Annotated in this window: 18 protein-coding genes and 1 tRNA gene; 6 read left to right on the top strand and 13 right to left on the bottom strand. The window is 59.4% G+C overall.

Annotation, left to right across the window (positions count from 1 at the left end; genetic code table 11):
• Positions 1 to 162: 162 nt before the first annotated feature.
• Entirely contained in the window at positions 163 to 483 is a 321-nt protein-coding gene (locus tag H4317_RS13425; RefSeq protein WP_185887094.1) for a sll1863 family stress response protein, read from the bottom strand.
• 172 nt (positions 484 to 655) lie between these two features.
• Here H4317_RS13425 and H4317_RS13420 point away from each other — a divergent pair, with 172 nt between their 5' ends.
• Positions 656 to 1,099: an energy transducer TonB gene (locus H4317_RS13420; RefSeq protein ID WP_185887093.1), complete on the top strand. Its 444-nt coding sequence runs from the start codon at positions 656 to 658 to the stop codon at positions 1,097 to 1,099.
• Between the two features lie 57 nt (positions 1,100 to 1,156).
• On the opposite strand, the gene H4317_RS13415 is transcribed toward H4317_RS13420, so the two are convergent.
• Entirely contained in the window at positions 1,157 to 1,711 is a 555-nt protein-coding gene (locus H4317_RS13415) for a hypothetical protein (protein ID WP_185887092.1), read from the bottom strand.
• A 96-nt stretch (positions 1,712 to 1,807) separates the two neighbouring features.
• Here H4317_RS13415 and H4317_RS13410 point away from each other — a divergent pair, with 96 nt between their 5' ends.
• Positions 1,808 to 2,389 (top strand): NUDIX hydrolase, encoded by a 582-nt coding sequence (locus tag H4317_RS13410; protein ID WP_185887091.1) that lies wholly within the window; start codon positions 1,808 to 1,810, stop codon positions 2,387 to 2,389.
• Positions 2,390 to 2,404: 15 nt separating this feature from the next.
• Here the strand turns inward: H4317_RS13410 and dctA are convergent, their stop codons facing one another.
• The 3 genes from dctA to H4317_RS13395 all read right to left on the bottom strand — a co-directional run bounded on the left by dctA (position 2,405) and on the right by H4317_RS13395 (position 5,872).
• A complete protein-coding gene (dctA, locus tag H4317_RS13405) occupies positions 2,405 to 3,685 on the bottom strand; it encodes a C4-dicarboxylate transporter DctA (RefSeq protein WP_185887090.1) in 1,281 nt (426 codons plus the stop codon).
• A 193-nt stretch (positions 3,686 to 3,878) separates the two neighbouring features.
• On the bottom strand, positions 3,879 to 5,105 hold the full coding sequence (locus tag H4317_RS13400; protein ID WP_185887089.1) for a PQQ-dependent sugar dehydrogenase: 1,227 nt from the start codon (positions 5,103 to 5,105) through the stop codon (positions 3,879 to 3,881).
• A gap of 65 nt (positions 5,106 to 5,170) precedes the next feature.
• Positions 5,171 to 5,872 (bottom strand): hypothetical protein, encoded by a 702-nt coding sequence (locus H4317_RS13395; protein WP_185887088.1) that lies wholly within the window; start codon positions 5,870 to 5,872, stop codon positions 5,171 to 5,173.
• Positions 5,873 to 6,267: 395 nt separating this feature from the next.
• Between H4317_RS13395 and H4317_RS13390 the strand changes: the two genes are divergently transcribed.
• Together H4317_RS13390 and H4317_RS13385 are read left to right on the top strand one after the other, a co-directional pair.
• Entirely contained in the window at positions 6,268 to 8,403 is a 2,136-nt protein-coding gene (locus tag H4317_RS13390; RefSeq protein WP_185887087.1) for a TonB-dependent receptor family protein, read from the top strand.
• Positions 8,404 to 8,515: 112 nt separating this feature from the next.
• Positions 8,516 to 9,040, top strand: coding sequence for a GNAT family N-acetyltransferase (locus H4317_RS13385; RefSeq protein ID WP_260625669.1), 525 nt, complete (start codon positions 8,516 to 8,518; stop codon positions 9,038 to 9,040).
• 9 nt (positions 9,041 to 9,049) lie between these two features.
• On the opposite strand, the gene H4317_RS13380 is transcribed toward H4317_RS13385, so the two are convergent.
• The 3 genes from H4317_RS13380 to H4317_RS13370 form a co-directional block, all read right to left on the bottom strand.
• Positions 9,050 to 9,871 carry a universal stress protein gene (locus tag H4317_RS13380; RefSeq protein ID WP_185887086.1) on the bottom strand — a complete coding sequence of 274 codons (822 nt, stop codon included), beginning with the start codon at positions 9,869 to 9,871 and terminating at the stop codon, positions 9,050 to 9,052.
• Between the two features lie 220 nt (positions 9,872 to 10,091).
• Positions 10,092 to 10,376 (bottom strand): hypothetical protein, encoded by a 285-nt coding sequence (locus tag H4317_RS13375; protein WP_185887085.1) that lies wholly within the window; start codon positions 10,374 to 10,376, stop codon positions 10,092 to 10,094.
• Positions 10,377 to 10,411: 35 nt separating this feature from the next.
• Complete coding sequence (locus H4317_RS13370) at positions 10,412 to 10,951, bottom strand: hypothetical protein (RefSeq protein ID WP_185887084.1); 540 nt, start codon at positions 10,949 to 10,951, stop codon at positions 10,412 to 10,414.
• Positions 10,952 to 11,133: 182 nt separating this feature from the next.
• On the opposite strand from H4317_RS13370, the gene H4317_RS13365 reads away from it, so the two are divergent.
• Positions 11,134 to 11,421 (top strand): GNAT family N-acetyltransferase, encoded by a 288-nt coding sequence (locus H4317_RS13365; protein WP_185887083.1) that lies wholly within the window; start codon positions 11,134 to 11,136, stop codon positions 11,419 to 11,421.
• A 161-nt stretch (positions 11,422 to 11,582) separates the two neighbouring features.
• The gene (locus H4317_RS13360) at positions 11,583 to 12,461 is read left to right on the top strand and encodes a universal stress protein (RefSeq protein WP_185887082.1); all 879 of its coding nucleotides are present in this window, start codon (positions 11,583 to 11,585) and stop codon (positions 12,459 to 12,461) included.
• An 89-nt stretch (positions 12,462 to 12,550) separates the two neighbouring features.
• Here the strand turns inward: H4317_RS13360 and H4317_RS13355 are convergent, their stop codons facing one another.
• The 5 genes from H4317_RS13355 to H4317_RS13335 form a co-directional block, all read right to left on the bottom strand.
• Positions 12,551 to 14,878, bottom strand: coding sequence for an endonuclease (locus H4317_RS13355; protein ID WP_185887081.1), 2,328 nt, complete (start codon positions 14,876 to 14,878; stop codon positions 12,551 to 12,553).
• A 210-nt stretch (positions 14,879 to 15,088) separates the two neighbouring features.
• A complete protein-coding gene (locus H4317_RS13350) occupies positions 15,089 to 15,595 on the bottom strand; it encodes a fasciclin domain-containing protein (RefSeq protein WP_260625891.1) in 507 nt (168 codons plus the stop codon).
• A gap of 448 nt (positions 15,596 to 16,043) precedes the next feature.
• Positions 16,044 to 17,927 (bottom strand): glycoside hydrolase family 13 protein, encoded by a 1,884-nt coding sequence (locus tag H4317_RS13345; protein WP_185887079.1) that lies wholly within the window; start codon positions 17,925 to 17,927, stop codon positions 16,044 to 16,046.
• 138 nt (positions 17,928 to 18,065) lie between these two features.
• Positions 18,066 to 19,610 carry a SulP family inorganic anion transporter gene (locus tag H4317_RS13340; protein ID WP_185887078.1) on the bottom strand — a complete coding sequence of 515 codons (1,545 nt, stop codon included), beginning with the start codon at positions 19,608 to 19,610 and terminating at the stop codon, positions 18,066 to 18,068.
• Positions 19,611 to 20,287: 677 nt separating this feature from the next.
• Positions 20,288 to 20,359 (bottom strand) — tRNA-Arg (locus H4317_RS13335).
• Positions 20,360 to 20,463: the final 104 nt, after the last annotated feature.

The raw sequence follows: 20,463 nt of genomic DNA, 5'->3' as shown, positions 1-20,463 counted from the left end.
GAGCGAACGGTAAATCCGGCGGCCGAACGGCACAAAATCCCTTCTGACCCGTTGGGCCTTCTGCCCGGCACCCAGCCGAATGATATTCCTACACAACAAAAAACGGCACCTCCCACGAGGTGCCGCTATGATACGCAGAGCAGCGTAAAAGCAGGAACTGCCCTAAATGATGTTACGCAGATCTTCGCGCAGGTTTTCGATGCCGCGCCAGATTTCGTCCCAGGTATTGCGCTCCGAGTCGTTGGCAGGTGAGGCCGCGTTTTGCTCGGAAGCGGGGCCCAGGCGCTCCTGCAGCTTGTGGCGCTTGGCTTCCAAGCTGGCAATGTGCTCGTGGTAGGTGTGCGTGGCGCCTGCCGTGGTGGCATGCGCACGGTTTTGTAACGTCCGGATTTTGCTGTCCAACTCGTCCAGCGCTTGGCGCAGGGAGGCATCGGACAGGTTTTGGGGTGGGCGCACGTTATCAGGAGACGGCAGGGTTGACATAGCAGTAAGAGTAGAGTGAGCGAAGTGGTCTGTAGTTAAGATACAGCTTTTGGCTGCCAAAGGATACGGTTTCTGCACCCAACAGAAGCACAACGCAAGCATAACGCTGGCGTTACAGTCGCGCTTAGCGGTGGAAGTAGCTTTGTCGGCCAACTTGTTACGCCCCGTTCCTATGTTCCGTATTCTTGTTCTGCTGCCTTGGTGTGTGCTGCTTGCTGGCCCGCTACTAGCCCAAACCGCCAGCACTACTGCCCTTACGCAACCCGAAGCTGGCGCAGCCGGAGCCGCAGCAGTACCGATGGTGTACAACATTGCCGAACAAATGCCCGCCTTCCCCGGCGGCGCTCCGGCGTTTCAGAGGTTTCTGCGCGACAAAATCCGCTACCCCGAAGAGGCGCTGCGCAAAGGCCTGGAAGGCAAAGTCCACATCAGTTTCATCATCGATGAAGAAGGCCGGATCCAGGATGCGAAGGTGGTAAAAGGCCTCGGCGCCGGCCTCGACGAAGAAGCGCTACGCCTTGTCCGCATCATGCCCTGGTGGATGCCCGGCCGCGTGCAGGGCCAGCCTGTGCGCGTCGCCTACACGCTGCCTATCCAGTTTCGGGCTCTAAAATAAGAGGTAAAAAGCAGTGTAATCTGGCCTGACATAAGGTGCGTTTCTAATTCTCAATTCTCAATTCTCAATTCTCACGGGCACGCCCAATTCCCGGGCCAGCGGCGCGGCCGCCGACGCATATAGCAGCGTCAGCAGCTCATTGAGGGCAGGCTCCAGCTCTACTAAATAGTCGGGATGAAGCTTGGCAACCTGCTTGAGCACATCGGCAGTGCGGCGGGCCATGTGCTGCAGCAGCGGCTGGGTGGGGCCGTGCAGGCGCGCCACGGCCTCAGGTTGGTGCCGGAAAATATTGGTAAGCAGGCGCAGCGTCAGCTCGATTTCACCCTGCGTGTCGCCCGTGATTTTGGCGTGGTACGCAAGCCGCGCCTGCAGCTGCCGCACAATATGGAGCAGGTCGTTGGGCGTCTGGTGGTAGCCGCGTACGGGGTCGTCTACCTGCGTTTGCAGGCGTTGGCGCCGGTTTTCCAGCGCGTCGTCGCCTTCAAGCAGCCGGTAGGCCAGTTGCTCTGTCAGCACGGCATCCTGCGCCACCAGGCGCGCCAGCAGCTGGTCTTTTTCTTTCTCGGGTAGGGCGAGCAGGGCTTTGCGCAGGTCGGGGGAAAGGGCAGGCATAGAATAGAGCAGGGCAAAACGGAAAGGCAACGGATAGGCAAGTCAGCAGGGCTTCGGCCCGCCGAAACTACGCAGCAATGGCTACGGCCGTATACATTGCGCCTTTCTGCCTACCATCATGACAAAGAAAAGAAAATCGAGCCCTGGAAAACGCTGAAATCGGAGCTGGTGTTTGAGCATCCGTGGTATACGCTGCGCCGCGACCATGTGCAGTTGCCCAGCGGCCAGCAGCTCGATGACTATTTCGTGAGCGTACGGCCCCACGTGGTGCTGGTGTTTCCGCTCACCCCCGACCGGCAGGTGATTTTCGTGCGGCAGTACAAGCACGCCGCCGGTCAGATTCTGTTGGAGCTGCCCGGCGGCGTGGTAGACGAAGGCGAAACCTGCGTGCTGGAAGCCGCCCGGCGTGAGCTGCTGGAAGAAACCGGCTACGCCTCCGACACCGTGGAGCCGCTGCTGGAAGTGTTCGACAACCCCACCAAAGACACCAACTCCCTCTCGTTTTTCCTGGCCCGCGACGTGCGCCAGATAGCCGAGCAGCACCTAGACGAAACCGAAAACATCGAAGTAGTGCAGGTGCCCCTGCACGAGGTAGAAGGCCTGGTGCTGCGCGGCGAAATCCGGGTTTCCGGCTCTGTCGCGCTGTGCCTGCTGGCTCTGCGGAGGCTGGGGTTGTAGCGGAGTGGTGGAGTACTACCCCACCGTATCCGACTCGGGTAGTATCAGCCCGGCCAGTGCGGCGCGGTTTTTCTCCTCGTCAAACGCGTTTTCGCTCTTGGCAATGACCACCGTGGCCACCGCGTTGCCGATGATGTTGGTGATGGCACGGGCCTCCGACATAAACCGGTCGACGCCCAGCAGCAGGGCCATGCCCTCAACGGGAATGACTTTGGTAGCGGCCAGCGTGGAGGCCAGCACCACAAACCCCGAACCCGTAACACCGGCCGCTCCCTTGCTGGTGAGCATCAGAATTCCGATGATGGTGAGCTGCTGCGCCAGCGTGAGCGGCACGTTGAAGGCCTGCGCCAGGAAAATACTGGCCATCGAGAGGTATATCGTCGTGCCATCGAGGTTGAAGGAGTAGCCGGTGGGCACTACCAGCCCCACCACCGGCCGCGCGCAGCCGTAGGCTTCCAGCTTGTCCATCAGCCGCGGCAGTGCCGATTCCGACGACGACGTGCCCAGCACAATCAGCAACTCTTCCTTGATGAAACCCAGCAGCCGCCACAAACTGAACTTGTAGTAGCGCGCAATGCCGCCCAACACCCCGAAAATGAACAGGGCCATGGTCAGGTACACTGTGCCCATCAGCTTGGCCAGCGGCAGCAGCGTATCGAGGCCATAGGTGCCGATGGTGTAGGCCATGCCGCCAAACGCCCCGATGGGCGCCAGCTTCATCACCATGCCCAGCACCCCGAAAAATACGTGGCTCAGTCGCTCAAACGTAGCAATCAGCGGCGCACTCACCGCCGGGCCCACCTTCGTGAGAGCCAGCCCGAATAGCACCGCCACCAGCAGCACCTGTAGCACGTCGCCGTTGGCAAACGCCCCCACGAAGCTCTCCGGCACGATATGCGTGAAGAAACTCACCCAGTCCATGTGGGCGGCCTGGTCGGCATATTTCTGGGTTTCGGCGGCTTTGGCGGCCACGCCGCTTGTGTCGATGCCCGCGCCGGGCTTGGCCAGGTTGGCTGCCGCCACCCCAATCAGCAGCGCCAGCGACGTCACGATTTCGAAGTATAGCAGCGCCTTACCGCCCACGCGCCCCACCTTCTTCAGGTCGCCGATACTACCGATGCCCAGCACTACCGTCAGGAAAATGACGGGCCCGATGAGCATCTTAATCAGGTTGATAAATACCTTGCCTAGCGGCTCAAGTGCCGTGCCTACCCCGGGAAAGAACGTGCCCACCAGCACCCCCAGCGCAATAGCTGTGAGCACCTGGAAGGTCAGATTACGCGAAAGTTTCTTCATGCCGCGGCAAGATACGGGAGAAGGGAAGGAGAGCCCACAGGCAGGTGGCCACTGTACATAAAATAGGCTGTCATCCTGAGCAGTGCGAAGGACCTTATCCTGCCGGAACATTACGTTCAACGGGATAAGGTCCTTCGCGCTGCTCAGGATGACAGCTACATCAGATGAAACATACACCAAGCAAGCCGGTGAATCAGCCCCGTTTCTTCTCCTTCTTCACGGCCTTCCCGCCACCCGTATACGCCACGCGGTAAATCACACCATTGTCATCATCCGACACCAGCAGCGACCCATCAGCGGCCTGCACAATGGCGCACGGCCGCCCAAACTCCGACTTGTCGTTCTCCACCAGCCAGCCCGTCACGAAATCCTCGAACTGCTGGGGCTGGCCCTGCTCGTTGAAGCGCACCCGCACAATCTTGTAGCCCGACGGCTGCGCCCGGTTCCAGGAGCCGTGCATCGTCACGAAGGCCGTGTTCTGGTACTCGGCCGGCAGTTGCTGGCTGCGGTTGAACACCAGCCCCAGCGGCGCCGAATGCGCCTTGTACAGCAGCAACGGCCGCACGGCTTTGGCATCAAACTGGGCGTAGGTTTCGCCGCTTTTGGGCTTGTTGGCCGGGTAAGGCTTGCCGTTGGCAATGATGGACGGCCAGCCGTAGTTGCCGCCCGGTTTCAGCTGGTTCAGCTCTTCCTGCTGGTCCTCATCCCCGAGCCAGTCGATGCCGTGGTCCATGCCAAACAGCGCCTTGGTGGTGGGGTGCCAGTCGAAGCCGATGGTGTTGCGCAGGCCCGTGGCATACACCGTGCGGCCCGAGCCGTCGGTGTTTACCTGGAGCAGCGTGGCGTTTTCGGGGTTGTCCTCGTCGCAGGCATTGCAGGTACTGCCCACTGAGAGGTAGAGCTTGCCATCGGGCCCGAACTGCAGCGTGCGGTTGGCGTGCTGGCCCGCGTCGGGCAGGTCCTTGTACAGCGTTTTCAGCTCGCCCAGCGTACCATCGGCTTTCACGTCGGCCACGTACAGCTCCCGCACCGCCGCCATATACAGCTTACCATCCTTCAGCGCCAGGCCGTGCAGATGCGGCTTCTGCGCCACCTGCTTCGTCAGCTCCACCTTGCCGTCCTTGTTGGCGTCGCGCAGCAAGGTCACGGTGCCTTTCACGCGGTTCGATACGTACAGGTCGCCGTTGGGTGCCAGCGCCAGCATGCGCGGCATGTCCAGCCCCTCGGCGTAGGCACTCACCGTGAAGCCGGCCGGCGCTTTCAGGCTGGCCACCCGCTCGGGCGTGGCCGGTAGCTTCCTGGGTAGATAGATGTTGCCCTGCATCTGAAACGGCGTTGCCTCAGGCGGTACGTTCTGTGCAGTAACGGTATTGAGGCCAGCAAACAGGGCCGTAGCAAGCAGGAGTGGGGCTTTGGTCATAGAAGTCGAACGAAGTATCGGTTCCGTTCAACTCCCATTCACGGGCTGGGGTTGCGTCCCGGCGTTCATCCCGCCCGCCACCGCAGCCGCACTACGGACAGCAGCGCCATGAGCAGCAACAGCAGCGTGGAGTTGCGCCAGTCGGGCTCATGTAAGAGAGCCAAAGACTTAGCCAGTCGCTCCCAGACAGTTGGGGTAGGAACAGAATGACTTTGCTCAGCTGATACACCACAAGTAAAAGCCGGAACATCCTCATAGCTAACTCCCGAAGGCTTGGTGGTAAAAGTATATAGCGTGGTTGGCGAATGCCGGATATCCAGCCAATACCGTTTGACATTTTCCACCTCAAACAGATCAAACAGCTTCACCAAGGAACTGTAGGTTGCCTGTGGCTCAAACTGTATGCGTAAACCCCGGTCATGGTCCGGGTTGGCCCGCAATTGTTGAACAGTCGTCTGAGCTTGTTGAAAGCTGAAATAGTCGTTCCACAGATTACCTGTGAAGCGTACCTCTTGCCAGGGGCGAAAAGCCGCCAATTCGAGCGACGAAAAGTAAGGCTCTTTCCCAATGAGGTTGGTCCCTAACACACCATAATAGGGTATTTGAAGGGGAGCCAAGGTCAGTTGCATAACTCTTTCTCGCCCCATGCCCCGCATCTGCGGCAGCGCCACGCAGCCCAGCCACAGCAGCCACGCCAGCGCCAGCAAACCCGGCGGGAACAGTAGTGGCCGGCGGTGGCGGCGGGGTAGGTGCAGCGGTAGCAGCATAGGGCAGGAAGTATAGCGTTGAAAGATAGCAAAGAAGCCGCAAGCCCTGCTGTTGGTCGCCTGCTGTTTGTCGCCTGTCATCCTGAGCTTGCGAAGGACCTTATTACTACCTGCACACCCCACAAACCGCCCCCAAAGAACTCCAGGAAACTCCAGCGCTGCATCCGGAAGCTTCTCAGGTTCTCCCGCACCTTGCCACCTGTCTCCCGCAACCCGCCACTCATCCCCCGCACCTTGCCAGACATCCCCCCGCAGCCTGACAGTCATTCCCCGCAACCTGCCACTTATCTCCCGCAAGCTGACAGTCATCCCCCGCAGCCTGACACCTGTTACCTCATCACCCCAACCCTGATGCCGGTTTTCAGGTTAGCCACATTGACACTTATCATTCCCCAATGCCCCTCCGCTACGCCGCGCCGCTCCTGCTGCTGCCCGCTTCCCTCTTTGCCCAAACCTCCCCCGATACCACCCGCACCGTGGCCCTGCCCGAAGCCACCGTCACCGGCTACGGGCAGCAGCTGCCGTTGCGCCGCACCGCCGCCGCCGTGGGCGTGGTAGACGCCGCTACCTTCGAGCGGTTTCCCCAAAATGCCCTCACCCAGGCCGTCAACACCCTGCCCGGCGTGCGCCTCGAAGAGCGTGCCACCGCCAGCTACCGCCTCAGCGTGCGTGGCAGCACGCTCCGCTCGCCCTTCGGCGTGCGCAACGTCAAAGTCTACTACGAAGGCATTCCGTTCACAGAAGCCAGCGGCAGCACCCCCCTCAACCTCCTCGACCCCGCCCAGCTTGGCGCCCTCGAAGTCGTGAAAGGTCCCGCCGCCAGCGTCTACGGGGCCGGCACGGGCGGTGCGGTACTGCTCCGCAACCGCCGCCCCGTAGTCGGCCAGGCGCGGGCGCAGGTCGGCTTTTCGGCCGGCAGCTTCGGTTTGCGCCGCTATACCGTAGCCGCCGAAACCGGCAGCGCCACCGGCTACTTCCGCGCCCAGTACGCCCGCCAGACCCTCGACGGCTACCGCCAGAACAGCGCCCTCCGCCGCGACGTGCTGGCTCTCGACGGTGAGCTGCAGGCTTCCGAAAAAGGTACCCTCAGCCTCCACGCCCTCTATTCCGACCTCGACTACCAACTGCCCGGCAGCCTCACCCGTGCCCAGTTCGAGCAGGACGCGCGCCAGGCCCGCCCCAGCACCCCCACCGCCGCCGGCACCGTGGCCCAGCGCGCCGCCTACGCCTCGCGCACCGTGCTGCTGGGCGGCACCTACGAGCACCGCTTCTCCGAGCGTTTCAGCAGCCGCACCACCCTCTACGGCACCACCAGCGCCATCAAAACTCCTTTTCTGATTGATTTTGAGCGCAACACCCAACTCGGCACCGGCGGGCGCACCACGCTCAACTACCGCACCGCACTAGCCGGCCGCACGCTACGCCTGCAGGGTGGGGGGGAGCTGCAAACCAGCTTCGAAAACTCCCGCAACTACCAGAACCGCGCCGGCACCCCCGGCCCCCTACGCTACGACGACGAAATTCGCACCCTTACCGGCTTCGCCTTCGCCCAGGCCGACTACGAGCTACCCGCCGGGCTGCTGCTCACAGCCGGCGCCAGCTACAACCGCCTGCGCTACCACATCCACCGCCTCACCGAAGCCGTAACGCCCCCCTTTGCCGCCTACCAGGTCACGCGTGATTTCCGCCCCCAGGTGTCGCCGCGGGTGGCGCTGCTGAAAGAAGTAACTCCTCGGATTTCTGTCTACGCCAGCGCGAGCAGCGGCTTTTCGCCACCCACCGAAGAGGAAATCCGGCCTTCGGATGGCTCCCTGAATACCGCCCTACAGGCCGAGCGAGGCACCAGCTACGAACTAGGTACCCGCGGCACGCTCCTGAACGAGCGAATCACGTTCGATATAGCGGCCTACGATTTCCGCCTGCGCCAAACCATCGTCACGCGCACCGACGACCAGGGCACGCAGCTGTTCGCCAACTCCGGCAACACCCGCCAGCGCGGCCTGGAAGCGGCCTTCAGCGGCTGGCTGTGGCGCATGGCCAGCGTTGAAAACGTGGAAGTCCCGACCCCGGCCGGTCCCGCGTATGAGATGCGGAAAGTACCCGGCAACGTAGGCCTGCGGGCCTTCGCCAGCTACACCTACAACCACTACCGTTTCGGCCGCTACGAAAGCAACGGCAACGACTACAGCGGCAACCGCCTCACCGGTACCGCCCCTCACACCCTTACAGCCGGCCTCGATTTCAGCGAATCGCACGGCTTCTACCTTAGCCCCACTGTCAATCACCAAGCCCGCATCTTCGTGAACGATGCCAACACCGAAGCCGCGCCCGGCTACTGGACCTTCGGGGCGCGCGGCGGCTGGCGGCGCACCTTCCGCAAGCTGCAACTCGACCTCTATGCCGGCCTCGAAAATGCCACCGACCGTCGCTACAGCCTCGGCAACGACCTAAATGCCTTTGGCAACCGCTACTTCCAGCCCGCTCCCGGCCGCAACCATTATGGCGGCGTGCAGGCCGGGTGGCTCTGGTAAAAACTGTCGGCACGGCGGGCTACAAGCAGGATGGTATCTGAATATCCGCGGCTCAGGATTTCCTTTTTATCTTCGCCGCTGCTGCTTTCTCGGTCTTCTAACTGCCTTTCTAATGCCCGCTTCCAGTATCCAGACGTCCGTTTTCAGTATGCTTGCGCCGTTGCAGGCGGCCCACTATCCGGCCGTAGCCGCTATCTACGTCGAAGGTATTGCCACCGGCCATGCCACTTTGGCTACCGAAGTGCCAGCCTGGGAGGCCTGGGATACGGCGCACCTGGCGCACAGCCGCCTAGTAGCGCTGGACGCTGCCGGTACCGTGCTGGGCTGGGCCGCCCTGACGCCGGTTTCGGGACGGTGTGTGTACAGTGGCGTGGCCGAAGTAAGCGTGTACATAGCAGCGGCTGCCCGGGGCCAGGGCGTGGGGTTGCGGCTGCTGCAGGAACTGGTGCAGGAGTCAGAGCAGCACGGCATCTGGACGCTGCAGGCAGGTATCATCCGGGAAAACGTGGGCAGCCTAGCGCTGCATCATCGGGCTGGCTTCCGCACGGTCGGAATCCGCGAAAAGCTGGGCCAACTGCACGGCCAGTGGCGCGACGTGTGCCTGCTGGAGCGCCGTAGCACGCTGGTAGGCCTCTAGAGCCCAAAGCTATTCGCTGGCTGGCAGCAGCAGCACCGGCAGCTCACTGTGCAGAATCACCTGCGCCGATACGCTGCGGTTGAACAGCTGCCCTAGGAAGCTGCGCCGTCTTGCTACTAGCACCAACAGGTCAGCGCGGGTTTCATGGCCGGCCTGCAGAATCCCCCGCGACGGAGTGCGGTGGCGTACACCGTATGTTTTGATGGTGGGCAAATCGGTGCCAAGGCCGCTGTGCAGCACAGTGGCCAGGGCCACACTGGAATCGTCGTTGTCTTCGGGCTCTGCTACGTGAGTTACGGTCAGTTCGGGCCGCAGGCGCTGCAGCAGCTTCTGAACCGATACGATGACCGGTTCGGCTAACCGGAATGCCTGCCCGTCGGCAGCCAGGGTGATGCACATCGGAGGCATTGCTGCGGTTGTACCAACCGGTACTACCAGCAGCGGCACCTGCGTGGCTCGCAGCAGTTTAAGCGACGTACTGGCCACTAACTCATCGGGCGTGTCTTCGGTGTCGGGCTTGCCCAGGATTACCAGTGCTGAGTGGTGCCGGGCTACGGCCTCTTTTACTCCTACCGATATGCCCTCCACTGTACTTTCCACCACGATGGGCACCTGCACGGTAGCTGCCCGCTGCGCCAGCGCCGCGGCTACTTCGCCTTCGCTCATGTGCTGGATTTTGCCCGTGAAGGCATCGGGGTCCAGTAAAGACTCGCGGCGGATATGCAGCAACACAAGCGAAGCGCCCATAGGTGCGGCCAACGCATCGGCATATTCCAGCGCCCGGTCAGCATCAGGCGTGAAGTCAGTCAGGACGAGGAAGTGAGCAGGCATAGCGAGGTGGGTTTAGGAGGAGAAGTATAAGGATTATTCCTATGCGCCACTAATGCGCAAAAGGTTGCGTGTGCCCTGGTGGAGAGGGTGCAGAAGGCTTCCGGGCTGCTGTGCACCTGACTTGGCATGTATCTGGGTGTTCAGTACAGGGCACGGGAGGCATGAAAAAAAGCCCCCCACAAAATGCAGAGGGCTTTTTGGGCCGCAGACCGACGGAGGCCTAGCGGTTATTATCGTCGATGGGATTGTTGAAATCCGGATTGTTCAACTCATCTACCTGGCTACCCGTGTCCGGGTCAGGGCCGGTAGTAGAGCTTCCGGAAGGAATACCTACCGTCTCGTCTTCGAGCCGGGCTGAGGTATCCAAGGTGCCTTCTTCGTCGCGCTTGTAGCCATATACCTCCTCGCGGTGCTTCCGCTGCTCGTCGGTCAGGTTTGCGCCCGCGCCGGGGTTGAGGGCATCGGCAGGATTTTGGTTGGCAGAATCTTGATTTTTAGAAGCCATGGGAGCTATGAAATCTGTGAAGGGATGCCGGAAGATTACTTGCCGGGAATGCCACGGCCGTTGTCGGGGCGCAGGGAGCTGAACTCGTCCGGGTTGTCGTTGCTGCCGTCGTTGCTGGCTTTTCGTCCGCTGTCGTCGGCCGGCGCGGTGGTGGGGTTGGCTGGTTCCTCGGTTTCCCAGTTGCGGGTGCCGCTACCGTAGCGCGGATCATCCTTGGCCCAGCCTGCCCGCTGTTCGTCGTATTCGGCATCCTCTACTTTCCGCACTGTGTCCGGGGCAAGATTTTGCGGTACGCTACCACGCTGGTCGGGCTCGGTGTAGGAAGGAGCCGCCACACCACCGGGATTGGTGCCGGCAGGCCGTGACTCAATTTTGTCGGATGCGGCAACTGGCGTCTCGGCGTGGCCAAATTCGCCGTACTGTGGGGTGCTGCTGGCACCGGCCACGCCAGATGCGGCCGGCGCAGAATTGGCGCGCTGCGTGCCTTGTTGGATATTTTCGGGGGTGTTGCCCTGTTCAAACTCGTTGTCAGCGCGGCTCTCGTCGGTGCCGCCGTTGGGAGGGGTAGTCTGCATAAGTACGAATGTAGGTGGGAAGTGAAACGAATGAGGAGAGGCCCTAGAGTTCGTTGGGTTTCATACGCAGACAACCCCTTGCATGGACAACAGCGCACCAAAAAAATCCCCGGCTCGTATCAGATACCGCGCCTGATTTCAGGTTTGCACCCTCTTGATTTTTTTCAAACGTTCCTTTCAACATGCCAGTCACTATTCAGCATCAGCCCCAGGACCAAGAGTTTACCGCTGCCCTAGATGGGCATTCCGGAGAGTTGGCGTACAGTCTTCCCACCGAAGGTGTTATAGACTTCACCCATACTTTCGTTGACAAAGCCTTGCGCGGCAAAGGGGTGGGAGAAGCACTGGCGAAAGAAGCATTAGCCTATGCGCAGCAGCAACACCTGAGGATCAGGACCAGCTGTGAGTTTATGAAGAGCTACGTGGCACAGCATCCGGAATATCAGCCCTTGCTGGACAAGCAGCAGTAGTGAGCCACCCGGCACAGTGTAGCCTGTACCGGTAGCTGACAGGATGAATTGCTTATTGCATTAATAGGATATTTAATGTTAGCTTAATTCAGAAAGCCTGGGAAGCATGTATATTATCTACTCGATAACCTTGCCCGTATAAAGCGCAGGTTTGGTTTCTTATGCTGACTTTCTACGTCCTTACTGACTTCTCCATAGCGGCTACTAATGCCCTGCACCATGCATTGGTGCTAGCGCAGCAGGCAGAGGCGCATATCCGGCTGCTCCACGTGGTGCCCGCTGCCCTTTCAGCAGTTGCAGCGTGTTTCGACTGCGCCAAACCCAGCGAAGACAGCAATAGCCAGCGTCAGCTTCAGGAGCAAGTGGAGTGGGCGAATCACTACGTGCCTACTTCCGGTAAGGTGCTTACCGGTGAGCCAAGGCAGGAATTAGCCAAGGAAATGACAGCCAAAGGCGTGATTGTGGTAGGCAACAGCAACCCAGCCAAAGCAATGCACAGCGCACAATGTAGTACCGCTCTGTACTTGGTTCAGAACCTGCCGCTGCCCTTACTTGTAGTGCCTGCTACCTATCGGGCGGGGCAGCCTCCGCATCGTATCGTATTCGACATGGACCGTAAGCCACTGCGGCTACCCCGAGCGGCAGACGTGGTATCCGAGTTGTTCTCCTACCTCACTGCGTCAAGCATTCCGCTGCAGCTCTCCGGTGGCGCGGGTGCCGTGGACGAGTTGTTAAGCCATATCATTCCGAGGGTAGTGGGAATCCATGTGTATGCATCCGAGTCGGGTCCGGAAGTCAGCGACATTGCCAATCGTATTCATCAAACCGGGCTACTGGCAGGAATAGCGCACACAATTGCTACTTCCCGCTATCCGGCCATAGAAGAAGGAATCCGGCATACTGCTGCCCGCCACCGCGCCGACCTGCTTGGGTTTGTGGTTCGGCAGCATATGTACCCAGGCCCGGAGTTTTTGCAAAGCGTCACGGCCGGCCTGATTGCGCACAGTCGGATTCCGGTGCTGGCTATTCCGGAAAAGTAACTGCCCTACTACCGAAAAAGCCGTGATTCCCGATTGGGAACCACGGCTTTTTCGCTGTGAAGTCTGACCTGAGTCAGCAGTACAGGGGGTTACAGCTTCACGGCCACGCGGCTGGTATACCGCACGCCATCCACAACTACTCGCACGGAGTAGAGGCCGGCGGGCAATGCGTGTACATCAAGCGTAGCAGCATCGGCGCCCGTGAGCAGGTGCTCCTGGCGCAGCACCTGCTGGCCCAACGCATTATACAATTGAATATCGGCACCGTGGCGGCCCTGCAAACCGGGTACTTGCACCCGAACAGCCGTTGCGGCCGGGTTGGGATACACTGCCAGTCCAGTATTCAAGGGAGCATTTTTCACCGTCGAATTCACGATGCAGGCACTGCTGGTATGGCTGCCTACGTTGGTGTATACATCGGTGCCCAACGCCAGCCAGGTAGAAGCACCTACGCTCCAGTCGGTTTCGCCGCGGGCCACGGTGGGCTTGCGGATCAGGGTGTTGTCGGTGGTAGAGCCGCCGCCCGGAATGGTCCAGGTAGTGCCGGGGTCTACGCCAATCACGCCGATAATATCGAGTGTATCCGTGCCGTCAATCAGGGCAATGGCGTCGTCGCCGTTGAAGAAGCCCACGGCAGACTGCAGGTCGGTTTGAGCTACTACTACCGGAGATACCACGCCGGTGTTAGCCACCACATACACGTCGCCGGGAGCAATGGTGCCGGTCAGAGCCTGAGTAGAAGTAGGGGTTGTAGCACCGTTGGCGAACAACTCAATCCGGATGCCAGCCAGGTTTACCGGCGCGGAAGTCGGGTTGAAAATCTCCAGCACTTTGGTGTTGCTAGAAGCGCCTTCCACATACTCTGAGAAGTATAGGTCGGTGCAGGGCGAGCCAGCCGGCGCTTGGTCATCGTTGAGGATGGTGAGCGTGTGCGTAGTAGGCGCAATAACCAGTACGGCCGCGTTGGACGGAGTGCCCAGGCGCAGGCGTACTGTTTCGTTCGGCTCGGGCGTCACGTCGCCGGTTACGGTGATGGTAACGGCCTGCGAAGTCTGGCCAGCGGCGAACGTCAGGGTGCTGATATTGAGCAGGTAGTCGGTAGCGTCGGCGGTAGTGCCGGCGGCATCCACCGTAACCGGCACCGTGAAGCCACCGGTCGGCACGCTGGCGGCCGTTACGTTCAGGGTATACGTTACCGTACCGCTGTTGCCTTCGGTGATGGAGCCGGTTGCCGCCGCAAAACGGACCGAAGGAGGCGTGCCATCATCGTTGGTGATGGTCAGCTCCTGCGAAGAGGGGCCACCAATTGCGCCATCGTTGCTGGTAGGGCCTACGTTCTGCAGGCTCAGCACAACCGTTTCGTCGGCTTCGGGAGTGGTGTCACCGTTTACCGTTACGGTTACCGTCCGTGAGGTCTGGCCGGCCGCAAACGTCAGCGTCTGGGGCGAAGTAAAGGTGAAGTCGGTGCCGCTGGTAGCCGTTGAGTTAGCTGCATCCAGCACCACCTGTACCGTCAGGGCGGTGGTAGGAGCAGGAGTTACGTTTACCGTGGCAGTGTAAGTAGCAGTTCCGCTGTTGCCTTCCGCAATGGTGGCAGTAGCGGTAGCAAACGAGAAAGTAGGCACCACCTGGAAGCCCCAGGCGCGGGCTACGAGGTCGGGATAGGCAATAAAGGGGTTGAAGTTGCCTTGGCTTTTGGCGGCGCGGCGGTTCCGCTCCCGTTCCCGGGCATCTACCGGGTCAGCAAGGTGCCACTGATACAGCGTGTTGATATCGGCCAAGGCAGCAATGGTGCCTTTGCCCGGATCAAACGTCTGATTCTGGTGCATGGTGTAGAAATAGAACGCCGCCCGGGCCAAGTTGCCCTTGTGGTCTTCGCGAGGCTCAAAGAAGGCGCTGTTGTCTTCGCTGTATTCCTCGATGTTAGACGTCGGGATAGTGCTCTGGCCCACCGTGCCACGCATCCAGAGGTTGGTCTGGGCGTCCGGAATTTCGGCAAACGGGTCAGAACCGCGGTTGGAGTTCCAGGTGTCGTAGGTCGGGTACAGGTGGTGGATATCGGAGCGCATCCGCACTACCTCGTTAAACCACGACTGCGGAATACTATGCTCGCAGTTGATGCGGTTCACTACACCCGTGCCGGTTGCCGACGAGTCGAGGCGCACGGTTTCCTGGTAGCCGGAGTACACGCACGTCACGCGGCCCTGGAAGTTGTCGACGTAGTTGTACATCTTGCCCCGGGCCGTGTTGTAGCTCAGCTCCACGCGCTTGCCATCGTACCAATTCTGGCGCAGCCAGTCTTTCAGAGCCTGGCCCTGCAGGCTGGTAGGTGGAGCCGCCGGCATGATCTGCGCTGAAGCAGCCAGGCTGCCCAACGACAGCGCCGCTGCCAGTACCCGAGCGAAAAAGTGTTTCATTCTGGAAAAAAGAAGATTGAGGGGAAAACGCCCGCAAAGGTCGGGATTTTGGCCAGAATCAGCGAGTTGCCAAATAGTTAAATTGTGGCAAAGGCCAGAAATTGCCGTGGCGCCCTTATAATTTACACAAAAACAGCCACCCTCTTGCGAAGGCGGCTGTCTGCTACTTGCCTGACCACAGCTGTATGCCAGCTATAGCAGTAAGGGAAATTACTTGGTCGGCATCAGAACCGTATCGATTACGTGCGTTACGCCATTGCTCGAAACTACATTGGGAATCGTGACGTTGGCCATGCCGCCTTTTGCGTCATGCAGCATCACCATGTCGCCTTTGCGGTGTACGGTCAGCATTTCGCCTTCCACGGTGGTCAGCGTCTGGCCATCCTTCAGGTCAGCAGCCATCAGGCGGCCGGGCACTACGTGGTAGGTCAGGATAGTGGTCAGCTTCTGCTTGTTTTCGGGCATTACCAGCGTGTTGACCGTGCCGGCCGGCAGCTTTTCAAATGCCGCGTTAGTAGGCGCAAACACAGTGAAGGGACCAGCGCCTTTAAGCGTTTCCACCAGGCCACCCGCCTTCACGGCGGCTACCAGCGTTGTGTGCTCCGAGGAGCCTACGGCATTGTCCACAATGTCTTTGTCCGGCGTCATCATGGCGCCGCCCACCATCACGCCTGCACCAGCAGCCGGGGCCGCCTCGCTCATCTGCATGTTTTTCATGTCAGCGCCTTTGCGGGGCTTGGTGGTGGCTTTCATCTTCGAGCCGTCGGCGGCTTCGCCCTTCACCTTCATTTTGCCATCGTCGGCCACCTTGGTCTTGGTGGTCATCTCGGCATCCTTGGTTTTGGTTTTCTCGTCGTCCGACTTGGTTTTGGTTTGGGCCTGCGTGGTAGTAGCGGTGCCGACGCTAAGTACCAAAGCCAGTGCCGTCAGGGAAAAAAGTTGCTTCAACATGTGAAAGAGGAGTTGAGTGGATGTAGTAATGGGCCGCTATACGAAGCTTTGCCCGCAATGGATACCTCGACAATGATGGATAGTTTCTTAAATAATAATAAAATTATATATATACTCTTTGTATGCGAGGTAGAAGCTTTTTTGTCAATAGTATAAATCATTCTTGGTGGCGGCTCTGAGGCAGAGTATTTCTGCGCAGAAAGCAACCCGCTTTTTACCGCTGCAACTCCAGCACCACAGCAGTTTTGGCAGGAAGTTGAATAGTGCTGAGGCTGCTTAGCGCTTCATTGCTCAGCACGTTGCGGGCTTTCGAGAAGCCACTCATCCGCTCTGAAAAACGGGCGGTAGGCAGCGCGGCGGCTTTGTCGGTAGAGTTGGTGGCCACCATGACGGTGCCGCTGGCATCGTAGCGGAAATATACGTAGAGGCCGTCCTGCGGCAGATACTGCATCAGCTTGCCGGAGTGCAGCGCCGGGTGCGTACGGCGGTAGGTGGCCAGGGTGCGCACAAAGCTGAAGGCATCGTTTTCGGGTGCGGTGCGGCCGGCCGCCGTAAACTTGTTCTGCGCGTCGCCGGGCCAACCGCCAGGAAAGTCGCGGCGTACTTCGGCATCGGAAGGGTCTTTGAAATTCTTCATCAGAATTTCGGTGCCATAATACATGCTGGGAATCCCGCGGGTGGTCAGCAGCCAAGTCAGGCCCATCTTGTACTTGCTGATATCTTCCCCTACTTCCGATAAGTAGCGGTTGTGGTCGTGGTTATCAATAAAGGTCACGAGTTTGCCGGGGTCTTGATACACAGCATCCTGCGCCAGCGCCTGGTAAACGCGCTGCACGCCGTTGTCCCAGCCGGTAGCGGAGGTGCCACCTACTTCTTTCAGGCCGGCCAGCATAGCATTTTCCAGCACGAAATCGAGCCCACCGGGCTGATTCGACTTAAACGGAAAGTCAATCTTGTTGCGCACGTAATACGCTTGGTCTACCACATTGCTCACCGACGACTCGCCGAAGATGTGGATGCGCGGATATTCGGCCAGCAGTGCCGCATTGCAACGGTTCATGAACGGCTGGTCGTTGTACATGTAGGTATCAATGCGCCACGCGTCTACCCCAAACATCTCCACCGACCACAGGGCATGCTGAATCAGGAAATTGGCAACGTAGGGGTTCTGCTGGTTCAGGTCGGGTAGGAAGGGCACAAACCAGCCGTCGAGCGTTACGCGGCGGTCAATCTGGGCTGCGTGCGGGTCCGTAATGGGCTGCTGACGGTAAGAGGTGTTGGTGTACGTGGGCCATTGATGGAGCCAAGTCTTCATCGGCAGATCCTTGATAAACCAATGGTTGTTGCCGACATGGTTGTACACAGCATCTTGCACTACTTTCAGGCCGGCGGCATGGGCCTGCTGCACATACGTCTTGTAGGCAGCGTTGCCTCCCAGGCGGCGGTCCACGTTGTAGTGGTCGGTGAAGCCGTAGCCGTGGTACGCCGAGCGTTTGGCGCCGCCTTCATCCGTTAGGCTCTGGTCGTTTTCGATAACTGGCGTAAACCACACGGCTGTTACGCCCAGGTCTTTGAGGTAGCCGATGTGCTGCGCCGCGCCCTGCAGGTCGCCGCCGTGGCGCAGGAACGGGTTGGCGCGGTCAGAACTGGGGTCAGCCATGTCGGCAAACTTGTCGTTGGTTGGGTCGCCATTGGCAAACCGGTCGGGCATAGCCAGATAGATGAAATCGGCCTGCGTAACGCCCTGGGCCTTTGGGCTGTTGTCGCGCGCCTTCAATTCCCAGTTCTGAGTTACAGTCTGGGTCCCTTTTTTGCCTACCAGCCGCACAATGCCGGGCTTGGCTGTAGGCGCAATGCTCAGGTCGAGAAAGGCGTAGTTCGGATTCTCAACGGTGTTGGTTTTCGTGAGCTTGACGCCGGGGTAGGTGATAGAGTAGGTGAGAGTGCCGGCCTGTGGGCCATACACAAGCAGCTGCACGTTGGCGTACTTCATGCCTACCCACCAGTTGGTTGGGTTGAGGCGGGTAATGGCCGGCGTCTGAGACACAGCCAGCAGTGGCAGCAGGAGCGCAAGCAGGAGCAGGTAGGGCTTTTTCATGGGGCAGAACGGGGAACGGAATAGAGTAGTACAGCCATAGGAACGGCTGCGGAAGCCAGTCGTTGTAGGAAGATATACTTTGTCCGCAATGGTCCCACACTCGATTGAGAGTGCCTTTATCAGGGGCTGGGCCCAACGCTAGTACATTTGGTTGGCGCCGGCTACGGTGTACAGTGGGTCTTCCAGAACGTTAACTTCGATAATGGAATCGGCGTTGGCCAATAGACGGCGGCAGTCGGGGCTGAGGTGGCGCAAGTGCACCGTTTTGCCCAGGCGGTGGTAGCGTTCCGTGAGTTTGTGCAGGGCCTCAATGGCCGACATATCGGCCACGCGGCTTTCCTGAAAATCAATAACAATCTGCTGCGGGTCACCGGCCGTGTCGAACTTCTCGCTGAACGCCTGCACCGAGCCGAAAAACAACGGGCCGTAGATTTCATAGTGGCGCACGCCGGCTTCATCCAGATACTTACGTGCCCGAATGCGCTTGGCGTTTTCCCAGGCAAATACCAGGGCAGAAATAACGACGCCCAGCAGCACCGCCAGCGCCAGATTCTGCGAAATGGCCGTCACGAGCGTCACCACAAGCATCACCAGCACATCGGCCCGGGGCATCCGGCGCAAAATGCGTAGGCTGGCCCATTCAAACGTGCCAATTACCACCATAAACATCACACCCACCAGCGCGGCCAGCGGCAGCCGCTCAATCAGGGATGAGCCCACCACTACGAACAATGCCAGCGCCACCGCCGCTACCAATCCAGACAGCCGCCCACGCCCCCTCGATTCCAGATTGACCATGGTTTGCCCGATCATGGCACAACCGCCCATACCGCCGAAAAAACCCGAGGTGATGTTGGCAAGGCCTTGCGCTACACAGTCTTGGTTGCCCCGGCCGCGGGTATCGGTCATTTCATCCACTACGGTCAGTGTCAGCAGGCTTTCGGTGAGGCCCACCAGCGCCATGATGAGGGCGTAGGGAAACACGATAACCAATGTGTGCCAGGCCAGCGGTACCTGTGGCACATGAAACGTAGGCAGCCCGCCCGCAATAGAAGCAATGTCGCCCACTGATTTGGTATCGAGCCCGCCCAAAATCACCAGCGCCGACACCACTATAATGGCCACCAGCGAGGCCGGAACAGCCTTCGTGAGCTTGGGCAGAAAGTACACAATGGCCATGGTGAGGGCCACCAGTCCCAGCATCAGCAGCAGAGGCTCGCCCGTAAGCCACTGCTCTGTGCCAGCAGCATCGCGCACCTTAAACTGCTCCAGCTGCGCCATAAAGATGATGACTGCCAATCCATTGACGAAGCCATAGACCACCGGCTGCGGCACCAGCCGGATAAATTTGCCCAGCCGCAGCAGCCCAATAGCCACTTGCAGCAAGCCCATCAGCACCACGGCAGCGAATAGATAGTCGGGGCCGTGCTGCACCACCAGACTCACAATCACCACCGCCACCGAGCCGGCCGCCCCGGAAATCATGCCGGGTCGGCCCCCGAAAACGCTGGTGATAAGACAAATAATAAATGCCGAGCCGATACCCACCAGCGGACTGATGTGGGCGAGTAGGGCAAACGCGACTACTTCCGGCACCAGCGCCAGCGCCGTCGTTAGGCCCGCTAGAATTTCGTTTTTAACGTTGAGTTTATACTGCGCGAGGTAGGGCAGAAGCTGAGGCATGCGAGCTGGAACAAGGCAAAAGAAAAGCCGCACGCTTTCAGTGGAAAGCGGCGGCACAAAGCAGGCAAACCAGTCTTCAGAGCGGAGTAAGCTTGAATATGGGCGAAGTGACGTCGTGCATTTGCGTTGGCAAAAGTACGTTTCCTGGCCACGGTTGCCAAGCACCGTATCTAAAGCCCGCTATGATGAAAGGGGGCTGCAGTTGCCTACGCGCTATACTCTCAGGGACGTGGGGCAGGGGAATACAGAAAGCTACGAACCGTGTCATGGACCAACACTGAGAACCGGACAGCACAGGACGGCGCAGGATACAACACCTGTTATTTTGGACTTGCCAGGTGAGGCTTTTGCGTGGCACCTGCCGGGCGCATAATGGCCTGAAAGCGACTAGCAGTACGAAGCTTACAGTCGCGCAAGGCGAGAATCCCAATCCGTTTTTCCAGATCCTGCCGGTAAAGGCTCCAATAGTAGCAGTCAAAGCCACGCCTGACAAGCCACAGGTAGCGCCATCGTTCGTGTATGAGCTTTCTACCGTGGCAAGTACCACCTATATATTACGGACGCATTAGCACCATAACCTCAGGCTCTGTGGTAGGGGAATAAAGAAGCCCTATTTCATCTAATCTGACTCCTGATAAGATAAAAAGCCCCTCAGAAATATCTGAAGGGCTTTTTTGTGGTCGCGCTAGGAATCGAACCTAGATCTAGAGCTTCGGAGGCTCCCATACTATCCGTTGTACTACGCAACCCGGTAAGGAGGCGCAAAACTAGAGAGAAAATGCCGCCGCACAAAACAACGTAGGCCATTTTATGCAAAATCATGTTCGGGCTGGCTACAACCTTCCGGCCGGTA

Origin of the sequence: Hymenobacter sediminicola (genome assembly GCF_014250515.1) — a bacterium.
GTDB lineage: Bacteria > Bacteroidota > Bacteroidia > Cytophagales > Hymenobacteraceae > Hymenobacter > Hymenobacter sediminicola.
Note: the sequence above shows the minus strand (reverse complement) of the source record. Positions and strands in the feature narration are given on the sequence as shown.

Excerpts from the sequence above, each read along its gene's own strand:
- H4317_RS13425 (WP_185887094.1), bottom strand. The coding sequence starts at position 483 with ATGTCAACCCTGCCGTCTCCTGATAACGTGCGCCCACCCCAAAACCTG.
- H4317_RS13420 (WP_185887093.1), top strand. The coding sequence starts at position 656 with ATGTTCCGTATTCTTGTTCTGCTGCCTTGGTGTGTGCTGCTTGCTGGC.
- H4317_RS13415 (WP_185887092.1), bottom strand. The coding sequence starts at position 1,711 with ATGCCTGCCCTTTCCCCCGACCTGCGCAAAGCCCTGCTCGCCCTACCC.
- dctA (WP_185887090.1), bottom strand. The coding sequence starts at position 3,685 with ATGAAGAAACTTTCGCGTAATCTGACCTTCCAGGTGCTCACAGCTATT.
- H4317_RS13400 (WP_185887089.1), bottom strand. The coding sequence starts at position 5,105 with ATGACCAAAGCCCCACTCCTGCTTGCTACGGCCCTGTTTGCTGGCCTC.
- H4317_RS13395 (WP_185887088.1), bottom strand. The coding sequence starts at position 5,872 with ATGCTGCTACCGCTGCACCTACCCCGCCGCCACCGCCGGCCACTACTG.
- H4317_RS13390 (WP_185887087.1), top strand. The coding sequence starts at position 6,268 with ATGCCCCTCCGCTACGCCGCGCCGCTCCTGCTGCTGCCCGCTTCCCTC.
- H4317_RS13385 (WP_260625669.1), top strand. The coding sequence starts at position 8,516 with ATGCCCGCTTCCAGTATCCAGACGTCCGTTTTCAGTATGCTTGCGCCG.
- H4317_RS13380 (WP_185887086.1), bottom strand. The coding sequence starts at position 9,871 with ATGCCTGCTCACTTCCTCGTCCTGACTGACTTCACGCCTGATGCTGAC.
- H4317_RS13375 (WP_185887085.1), bottom strand. The coding sequence starts at position 10,376 with ATGGCTTCTAAAAATCAAGATTCTGCCAACCAAAATCCTGCCGATGCC.
- H4317_RS13370 (WP_185887084.1), bottom strand. The coding sequence starts at position 10,951 with ATGCAGACTACCCCTCCCAACGGCGGCACCGACGAGAGCCGCGCTGAC.
- H4317_RS13365 (WP_185887083.1), top strand. The coding sequence starts at position 11,134 with ATGCCAGTCACTATTCAGCATCAGCCCCAGGACCAAGAGTTTACCGCT.
- H4317_RS13360 (WP_185887082.1), top strand. The coding sequence starts at position 11,583 with ATGCTGACTTTCTACGTCCTTACTGACTTCTCCATAGCGGCTACTAAT.
- H4317_RS13355 (WP_185887081.1), bottom strand. The coding sequence starts at position 14,878 with ATGAAACACTTTTTCGCTCGGGTACTGGCAGCGGCGCTGTCGTTGGGC.
- H4317_RS13350 (WP_260625891.1), bottom strand. The coding sequence starts at position 15,595 with ATGAAAAACATGCAGATGAGCGAGGCGGCCCCGGCTGCTGGTGCAGGC.
- H4317_RS13345 (WP_185887079.1), bottom strand. The coding sequence starts at position 17,927 with ATGAAAAAGCCCTACCTGCTCCTGCTTGCGCTCCTGCTGCCACTGCTG.
- H4317_RS13340 (WP_185887078.1), bottom strand. The coding sequence starts at position 19,610 with ATGCCTCAGCTTCTGCCCTACCTCGCGCAGTATAAACTCAACGTTAAA.